Source organism: Streptomyces sp. NRRL S-340, assembly GCF_000720185.1.
Classification (GTDB): domain Bacteria; phylum Actinomycetota; class Actinomycetes; order Streptomycetales; family Streptomycetaceae; genus Streptomyces.
Window position 1 is genome coordinate 115,280 of the sequence record NZ_JOIY01000022.1, and the last position, 7,537, is coordinate 122,816.

The following is a 7,537-nucleotide window of genomic DNA, read 5'->3' on the forward strand; positions in this document are numbered from 1 at the left end:
GCCCGTCACCCGGAACGACCGTGCCCCCCCTGCCTGACGGCAGGGCCTAGTCGTGGAAGGCCGTGGTGGACTCGAGGGGAGCCCGCTCGGTCCTCACCTGATTCACCGGCGCCGCCTCGTCGGCGTAGCCGAAGGAGATGCCGACGAGCAGCTTCCCCCCGGTGACGCGGAGTTCGGTGCGGACGGTGTCGGCGTAGAAGCTCAACAGCCCCTGCGGGCAACTGTCCACCCCGTACGCGGTCATCGCCAGGAGCAGCGTCTGCAGGTAGGCGCCGGCATCCGCGGCCAGCCGGGCCTCTCCGTCACCGTGGACGAAGAGGAAGGCCGCGTGGGGCGCGCCGTAGAAGCCCAGGCTCTGCGAGTCGTAGGCCGCACGTGCCGTGTGATCGTCGGGACCGATGCCCAGCGCCCCGTACAGTTCGGCACCGAACGCCGCCCGGCGTGTCTGGTGCACCTGCGCGTACATCTTCTCGGAATACGGGAAGTCCACCGAGGTGCGCCCTTCGGCGTGGGCGGTCTGCAGGGCACCGGCCAGGCGCTGGCGTGCCGCGCCGCTCACCACCTCCACCCGCCACGGTTGGGCGTTGGAGTTGGACGGCGCGGTGCCGGCCAGCGAGAAGATCCTGCGCATCGTGTCCTCGGGCACGGGCTCCGGACGGAACGCGCGGGTCGCGTGACGGCCGCGTATCAGCTTCTCCGCGCAGCCGCTCAGCTCAGTGGGGACGGTCCTGCTCATGGGACTCCTTGATGACCTTGATGGTGAAAGAGACTCATGTAAACGGCGACGTTTACATGAGGGGTCACCTTAGCGCAGCACGTCGACCTAAGTAAACGAGTGCGTATGCTTCCTTCATGGACACGACCGCGAGTACGACGGCCCCGGCACCCGGGCGGCGAGGGCGCGGCGGGCGGGAGCGCATTCTGGCTGCCGCCGCCCGGCTGTTCGCGACCCAGGGCATCGGCGCGACCGGCATGGAACAGGTTGCCGAGGAAGCGCCGGTGTCCAAGCGGACGCTCTACGCACACTTCCGCACCAAGAACGATCTGGTCATCGCCCACTTGCAGGGCCTCGCCCTGTCGGGGGCCACCCTGGAAGGCGTGCTGACCCGCGAGGACATCCCTCCGCGTGAGCGGATCCGCAGGCTGTTCGAGCTGCCGGCGGCGGACGCTGCCCCGGTGCGCGGGTGTCCGTTCATCGATGCCGCGGCGGAGTTCCCCGATCCGGAGAGCGCGGTGCACTCCTACGCCCGGGAGCAGAAGCTGCGCATGGTGCAACTGATCGTCGCGGTGGTGACGGAGCTGGGCTGCCGCGAACCCCTCCCGCTCGCCGAGCAACTGGCCATCCTCGCGGACGGGGCGGCCAGCCGTGCCATGGTGCTGGACGAAGCGGACTACGGCCGGCACGCCTGGGCGGCGGCGGAAGTCCTCCTCAGCCAGGCTTTGCAGGAGAAGAAGGGAAAGGGCTGACGAGGAAGGCGTCGGGGAAGGCCCGGCCGGAAGGCTGGGGGCGCGCCGACGGCCTGAACGGAACGGCCCAGGGGGCTTCCGTTCGGATCAGCCGCTCCTCGGTGCGCGTGTGTCGTTGACCGACGCGCAGTGAGCGCGGACCGAGCCGTTGCTCCCGGCCCGGGCGCCGAAGCGGGGTGGCCGGTGACGGGCCACCCTGAGGTGATCGGGACGCTCGCGTCCAACGACTCCGGGGCGGCCCTGCGGTGGCCTTCGGTCCGGACGGCAAGACCCTTGCCGCCGCCGGCGAAGGCGCCGTCCGGCTCTGGACGTCGCCGCCCACCACGCCACCGTCACGCTCGCCACCGGCAACTTCGCATCGGTCGCTCTCGGCCCTGACGGCACAGCCGTAGCCGGGGGAGCGGCACAACGGCTGCCGGCTGTGGAAACTCCCGTGACGGCTTCAGGGGCACCCGTGGCGGGCTCTGGGCGGACGGTACTCATCAGCTCCTTGCGGAATGATCAGGAGGTGACGTCCCGCGGTTCGAGGGGGGCCCCTGCCGGTCATGGGGCCGGAGGCCGTCCATCAGGAGGTCGAGCAGGCGGCCGGCCCTGGCCTTGTGTCCAGCCGGCGGGAACACGGTGAAGATGCCGATGAGCGAGGCGGCGACGTCATCCGCGGTCACGTCGGAGCGGAGTTCCCCTGTCGCGCGGCCCGCGTCGAGGATCGTGTCGATGGCCGTCAGCAGCTCGGTCCGGGTCCGTGCATGCGTGATCTCACCGGATTCGATCATCGCGAGCAGCGTGTCGAGCATGCCGTTCTTGGTGGCGATCCAGTCCCCGAACAAGTCCATCCAGCGTCGCATCGCCGCAGGCGGGGGCAGTTTGCCGAGGAGTTCGCGGGCGCCGGTCGTCAGGCGCACGACCTGGTCCTGGTAGACCGCGTCGACGAGCGACTCGCGGGTCGGGAAGTGCCGGTAGAGAGTGGCGATGCCGACCCCTGCCTCGCGGGCGATCACGCGCATCGATGGCTCGGCGTCGGCCGCCATGAAGACGCGAGTGGCCACCGCGAGCAGGTGGTCGCGGTTGCGCACCGCGTCCGCCCGTGGCGCGCGGACTTCTTCCCCACCAGAAACGGAACGCGCTCCGTTTGTGCTACGGTCGTTCATGTAAACGGAGCATAGTCCGTTTCCTCGTACGGCAAGGAGAGGGGAGCCCCCGTGCAGACCCGGAGCAGGCAACCGAGCGCAGGCGGCAGCAGGGCGGTCCAGCTCGATTCGTTCGGCGGCCCAGAGGTACTGGATGTCCGCGAGATCCCCGCGCCGCAGGCCGGCCCGGGGCAGGTCCGTGTGCGGGTCACGGCGGCCGGCCTGAACCCGATGGACTGGATCATGACCGCCGATGCGGACACCGCCGCCAGGTTCGGCCTGGCCCTGCCTGTCGGGTTCGGGACCGACTACGCGGGAGTGGTCGACCAGGTCGGTGACGGGGTGAGCGGTTTCGCGCCAGGCGACCGGGTGTTCGGGGGAGCCCTCTCCCGCGCGGTCGCCGACTTCGTGGTGGTCGACCCGGCCGCGGGGATCGCGGCGAACGAGGCCCACCACACACCCGACGGCGTAGACGACCGCACCGCGGCCACCCTCACGATCGCCGGTCGCACGGCATCCGCCGCCCTCGCCGTGATCGCCCCCGGCCCGGACGACACCGTGCTGATCGGCGGCGCCGGGGGCGGGGTCGGGGTGTTCGCCGTCCAGCTGGCGCGGATCGCGGGAGCACGCGTCATCGGGACGGGATCGGCGACATCGGCCGGCCACCTGCGCGGCCTCGGAGCCATACCGGTCGCCTACGGCGACGGCCTGGGCGACCGGGTCCGCGCCCTCGCTCCCGGCGGTATCACCGCCGCCCTCGACCTGTACGGGACCGAGACGGTGCACGTCGCGAGGGAACTCGGCGTCCCGGACAGCCGCATCTGCACCATCGCCGCGCAGGTCGAGGGCGTGGCAGCGGGCAACGGCGCGGATGCGGCCCCCGGAGCCCTGGAAGAGATCGCCCGCCTGGTCGCCGCGGGCCGGCTGCGGGTGCCTCTCGCGGGGAGCTTCCCGATCGAGCAGATCCGCCGTGCGGCCGGGCTTCAGGCCGGCCGGCACGTGCGGGGCAAGGTCGTCATCGACCTCCAGGCCGAGTAGGGCCAGGGCCCCGCGACGATGAACGTGCTCCGGCTACCGCCGCGGCGTCCCGTCCTCGATCCCGGCCACAGCACGCGCCGCGCGGCGACCCCGGAGGCCGCGGGGTGCTCCGTACCGGTCACGCACGGGACGCGAGGTACCGCAGGCCGTTCCCTGTGCCGAGCCGCTTCCGGCGGACCGCCTCGACCACCGGACAGGGGCAGGTGCCGGGGAAGAGCCGCGGTGGTGGTGCGTCGGTGGTGGTGCGTCGGTGTCGACGAGTTCGAGGACCACGGCGGCGGTGCCTCGCGCGTCCTGGGGCGCGCGGGCGGACGCGCCGGTGCGCGGCGCTGACGGGTTCGCAGGCCGGGAGCGGCTCGGTGTGCGCTGCGGAGGCCCCCGACCAGTCGCTGCCGTAGGGGCCGGGTTCGACCAGGGTCACGTGGATCCCGAACGCCGGATGTCACTGAGCGGCTTCGGCCGGCGAGTTGAGCAGCACCTCGGACAGCCTCGCGGGGGGATGCTCCAGGAGCCCCGCGAGCGACGATGAGTTCTGCGGCTTCCGGCGGTCGTACTGGCGGACCCGTTACCGAGGAGGGCTTCATGCGCAGCGTGACCTATTCGATGAGCGTCTCACTCGACGGCTACATCGTCGGGCCGGACGGCGACTTCAACTGGTCGGCGCCCGACGAGGGGGTGTTCCGCTTCTGGATCGACGAGATCCGAGAAGTCGGCGTCCACCTGTTGGGACGACGGCTGTACGAGACGATGCTGTACTGGGAGACCGCAGATCAGGATCCATCGCTCGACGACTCCATGCTCGAGTGGGCCGCGCTCTGGAAGCCGCTGCCGAAGGTGGTGTTCTCCACCACGCTGTCCGCGGTGCGGGGCTGTGCCCGGCTGGCTTCCGGCGCTCTGGCGGAGGAGATCGAGCGATTGCGGGCCGAGCCGGGGGAGGGCGACATCGCGATCGGCGGCGCGACCCTCGCCGCCGAGGCGGCCGCATCGGGTCTGATCGACGAGTACCGGGTCATGGTCTACCCGGTGCTGGTCGGCGGTGGCATTCCGTTCTTCCCCCGGCACGAGCGCCGGGTGGATCTCGAACTCGTCGAGACCCGAACCTTCAGCTCAGGAGTCGTCTACCTCCGCCACCGCGTGGCGCGCTAGCTGCCCCTCTCCCGCGATTGATCGGCGGCGGGAGGCGCCGACTCGGGGAGGCTGGGCAGGAGCAGGCAGAGCGGGACGGCGGCGGCGGTGAGGGCCACGGACCACCAGAACGCGTGATCGAAGCCCGCAGCCAAGGAACCGGGAGTGCGGGCGCCACCGGTGTTCCGCTGGAGGACGACGAGGAGGGCGGCGACGCCCACCGCGCCGCCGAGCTGCTGGGCGACGCGGGTGATCATGCTGGCGTCGGGAATCTTCCGGTGCTCCAGCCCGACGAAGGCGGCGCCCATGGGAGCGATCATGGCGGCGCCCAGGGCGACACCGCGGATGAACAGCGCGGCCATGAGCAGGACTTCGCTGGTGTCGGCGGTGACGAAGGCGAACGGCACGGTGGATACGGCGACGGAGGCGAAGGCCGCGAGGGCCACCGCCCGCGGGCCGACGCGGTCCATGTACCTGCCCGCCAGGCCGCGGGCGACGAGGGCGCCGATTCCTTGGGGGATGAGCAGCAGGCCGGCGTCGAGCGGGGTGGCGCCGCGGACCTGCTGGAAGTACAGGGGGAGCAGCATCATCGACCCGAACAGGGAGATGCCGCCGAGGAAGAGCAGGGTGGACGACGAGGCCACCGAGCGGTGCCGGAACATGCGCACGTCGACCAACGGGGCGGTGGCGCGGGTCAGCGCCCAGGAGGCGAAGCCCGCGACCAGAGCGAGTCCGGCGAGCAGCGGAACGAGTGCCTGGGCACGGGCGAAGCCCGTGCTGCCGTCGACCTGTGAGAGGCCGCAGAGCAGGGCCGCGGACCCCGGGCAGAGCAGGAGCAGGCCGACGGCGTCCAGGCGGACGCGGGGGCGGCCGGGCGCGGGTCGGTCCTCGGGCAGGTCGCGCCGGGCCAGCCACATGCCGGCCAGGCAGAAGGGGATGTTGATGAGGAACAGCCAGCGCCAGTCGGCCGTATGCAGGATGAGACCGCCCAGGACCGGGCCGAGGATCGGGCCGAGCGCGGTGGGCACGGTGATGACGGCCATGACCTTGCCGATGTCGCGGCCCTTGGCGGCCTGCATGAGCAGGGTGTACATCAGCGGCATCATGATGCCGCCGGCGAGGCCCTGGGCGACCCGGAAGACGATGAGGCTCGCAACGCTCCAGGCCAGGGCGCTCAGGATCGAGCCGGCCAGGAACGCGCCCAGAGCGAGGACCCACAGGCGCCGGCCGCCGAGCCGGGACTGGGCCCATCCGGCGAGCGGGATGGCGATGAAGACGGCCAGCATGTAGCCGGTGCTGACCCATTGAACGGCCGACAGCGGGGCGTCGAGGTTTTCGGCCAGGTCACTCAGGGCCACGCTGATGATGGTGGTGTCGAAGACGACGCCGAGAGCGCCGACGATCAGGGTGATCGCCATGCGCAGCACGGCGGGGTCTACCTGGCCGGCACCAACGGAGACGGGTTCGGCCGCACGAGGTGGACTCACGATCAGAACCTTAAGATAGACGACTCTTCCTTACTTTCCTCAAGGTAGGCCGGTACCGTAAGAAAGGCAAATCTATCTACAGTGGGAGGGCGAACGATGGCTCAGCGACGCCGCGGGGCGGAACTGGAGAAGGCACTCCTCGATGCGGCCTGGGACGAACTCGCCGACAACGGCTACGCCAGGTTCACCATGGACGCCGTCGTCAAGCGCGCCGGCACGAGTCCGCCCGTGCTCTACCGCCGCTGGTCCGACCGCGACGACCTCGTGCGAGCCGCCATCGTCCACACCCTCAAGGAGTCCCGGCCCGCCCTTCCCGACACGGGAAGCCTGCGGGAGGACGTCCTCACCCTCATGCGGGAGATCGCCACCACCCACGTGCAACTGGTCACCGTGATGTACGCGCACCTGGCCGGCTACCACCGGGAAACAGGAAGAGTCCCCGACGACCTGTTCGACCCCGCCGCGACAGGCAGGGCGGCGGCACTCGACACACTCTTCGAACGCGCCGCCGCCCGCGGCGAGATCAAGCCGGGGCCCCTCTCCGAGCGCGTCAAGACCCTGCCCTTCGTCCTGTTGCGCCATGAAATCCTGTCGACCTTCGCCCCGGTACCCGATCACGTCCTGGAGGAGATCGTCGACACGATCTTCCTTCCCCTGGTGCGCTGACGGGCCACCACGGTTCACGCTCGGTGTTCCGCGGCACCGATGTCATGAGATGCGCGGCTGGCCGGCTCGCCGCCGGGCCCTGGGAGGAGCGGCGCGGTGGCACTCGATGCTCTCCGGCACCGGCGGTTACGGTTCATCGAAACCGTGGCCGAAGCCCTTGAGGACGGGGGCGAGTCCGGCGACCGCACGGCGAACACAGGCGTACCCCCGGCTGCTCTGCCGCGCCCAGCGCCGGTCCGGCGGCAGCACCGGCGCCCCGGCCGGCGCATCTTCGCAGCCGTGGGCGTGCACGACGCCGCCCCGGCCGGGACCGCGGCCGCCGGCCTTCGCGAGCACCCGGCCGGACGGCCGCCGCGGAGCCCGCGCCGCCTGGACGGCCGAGGGCGGCGTCACGCCCCGCACGGGGGCCGCGGTGGGTGGGGGGGGACCGTCACCGGGCTCACCGCCGGACGGCACGCAGTCCGTCCAGGAGCAGCCGCAGTCCGAACTCGAAGTGTTCCGTGAAGTCCGTACTGGTGAGCGCCGGCAGCGTGGCGGCGAGGTGCGGATAGGTCCCGGCCTCCACCGCCTCGTGCAGGGCTCCGGCATCGGTGGGACCCCCGTCTGCCGGCCGGAGGGCGGCCTGTT

At 71.4% G+C, this 7,537-nt stretch carries 8 protein-coding genes; 4 read left to right on the forward strand and 4 right to left on the reverse strand.

Annotation, left to right across the window (positions count from 1 at the left end; translation table 11 throughout):
• Positions 1 to 46: 46 nt before the first annotated feature.
• Positions 47 to 736, reverse strand: coding sequence for a nitroreductase (locus tag IG64_RS18880; RefSeq protein WP_037857660.1), 690 nt, complete (start codon positions 734 to 736; stop codon positions 47 to 49).
• Between the two features lie 116 nt (positions 737 to 852).
• Between IG64_RS18880 and IG64_RS18885 the strand changes: the two genes are divergently transcribed.
• Positions 853 to 1,467: a TetR/AcrR family transcriptional regulator gene (locus tag IG64_RS18885; protein WP_037857662.1), complete on the forward strand. Its 615-nt coding sequence runs from the start codon at positions 853 to 855 to the stop codon at positions 1,465 to 1,467.
• 482 nt (positions 1,468 to 1,949) lie between these two features.
• Here IG64_RS18885 and IG64_RS18890 read toward each other — a convergent pair whose 3' ends face one another.
• Positions 1,950 to 2,615 (reverse strand): TetR/AcrR family transcriptional regulator, encoded by a 666-nt coding sequence (locus IG64_RS18890; RefSeq protein ID WP_051813069.1) that lies wholly within the window; start codon positions 2,613 to 2,615, stop codon positions 1,950 to 1,952.
• Positions 2,616 to 2,666: 51 nt separating this feature from the next.
• On the opposite strand from IG64_RS18890, the gene IG64_RS18895 reads away from it, so the two are divergent.
• Positions 2,667 to 3,632, forward strand: coding sequence for an NADP-dependent oxidoreductase (locus tag IG64_RS18895; protein ID WP_037857665.1), 966 nt, complete (start codon positions 2,667 to 2,669; stop codon positions 3,630 to 3,632).
• Between the two features lie 582 nt (positions 3,633 to 4,214).
• Positions 4,215 to 4,778 (forward strand): dihydrofolate reductase family protein, encoded by a 564-nt coding sequence (locus IG64_RS18900; RefSeq protein ID WP_037857666.1) that lies wholly within the window; start codon positions 4,215 to 4,217, stop codon positions 4,776 to 4,778.
• Here the strand turns inward: IG64_RS18900 and IG64_RS18905 are convergent.
• Positions 4,775 to 6,175: an MDR family MFS transporter gene (locus IG64_RS18905; protein WP_078884089.1), complete on the reverse strand. Its 1,401-nt coding sequence runs from the start codon at positions 6,173 to 6,175 to the stop codon at positions 4,775 to 4,777. The genes IG64_RS18900 and IG64_RS18905 overlap by 4 nt on opposite strands.
• A 165-nt stretch (positions 6,176 to 6,340) precedes the next feature.
• On the opposite strand from IG64_RS18905, the gene IG64_RS18910 reads away from it, so the two are divergent.
• Positions 6,341 to 6,910, forward strand: a complete 570-nt coding sequence (locus IG64_RS18910) for a TetR/AcrR family transcriptional regulator (protein ID WP_037857668.1) — start codon at positions 6,341 to 6,343, stop codon at positions 6,908 to 6,910.
• Positions 6,911 to 7,349: 439 nt separating this feature from the next.
• Here the strand turns inward: IG64_RS18910 and IG64_RS18920 are convergent.
• Positions 7,350 to 7,537 (reverse strand): TetR/AcrR family transcriptional regulator C-terminal domain-containing protein (locus IG64_RS18920; RefSeq protein WP_037857671.1); only part of this gene is annotated, 188 nt, incomplete at its 5' end.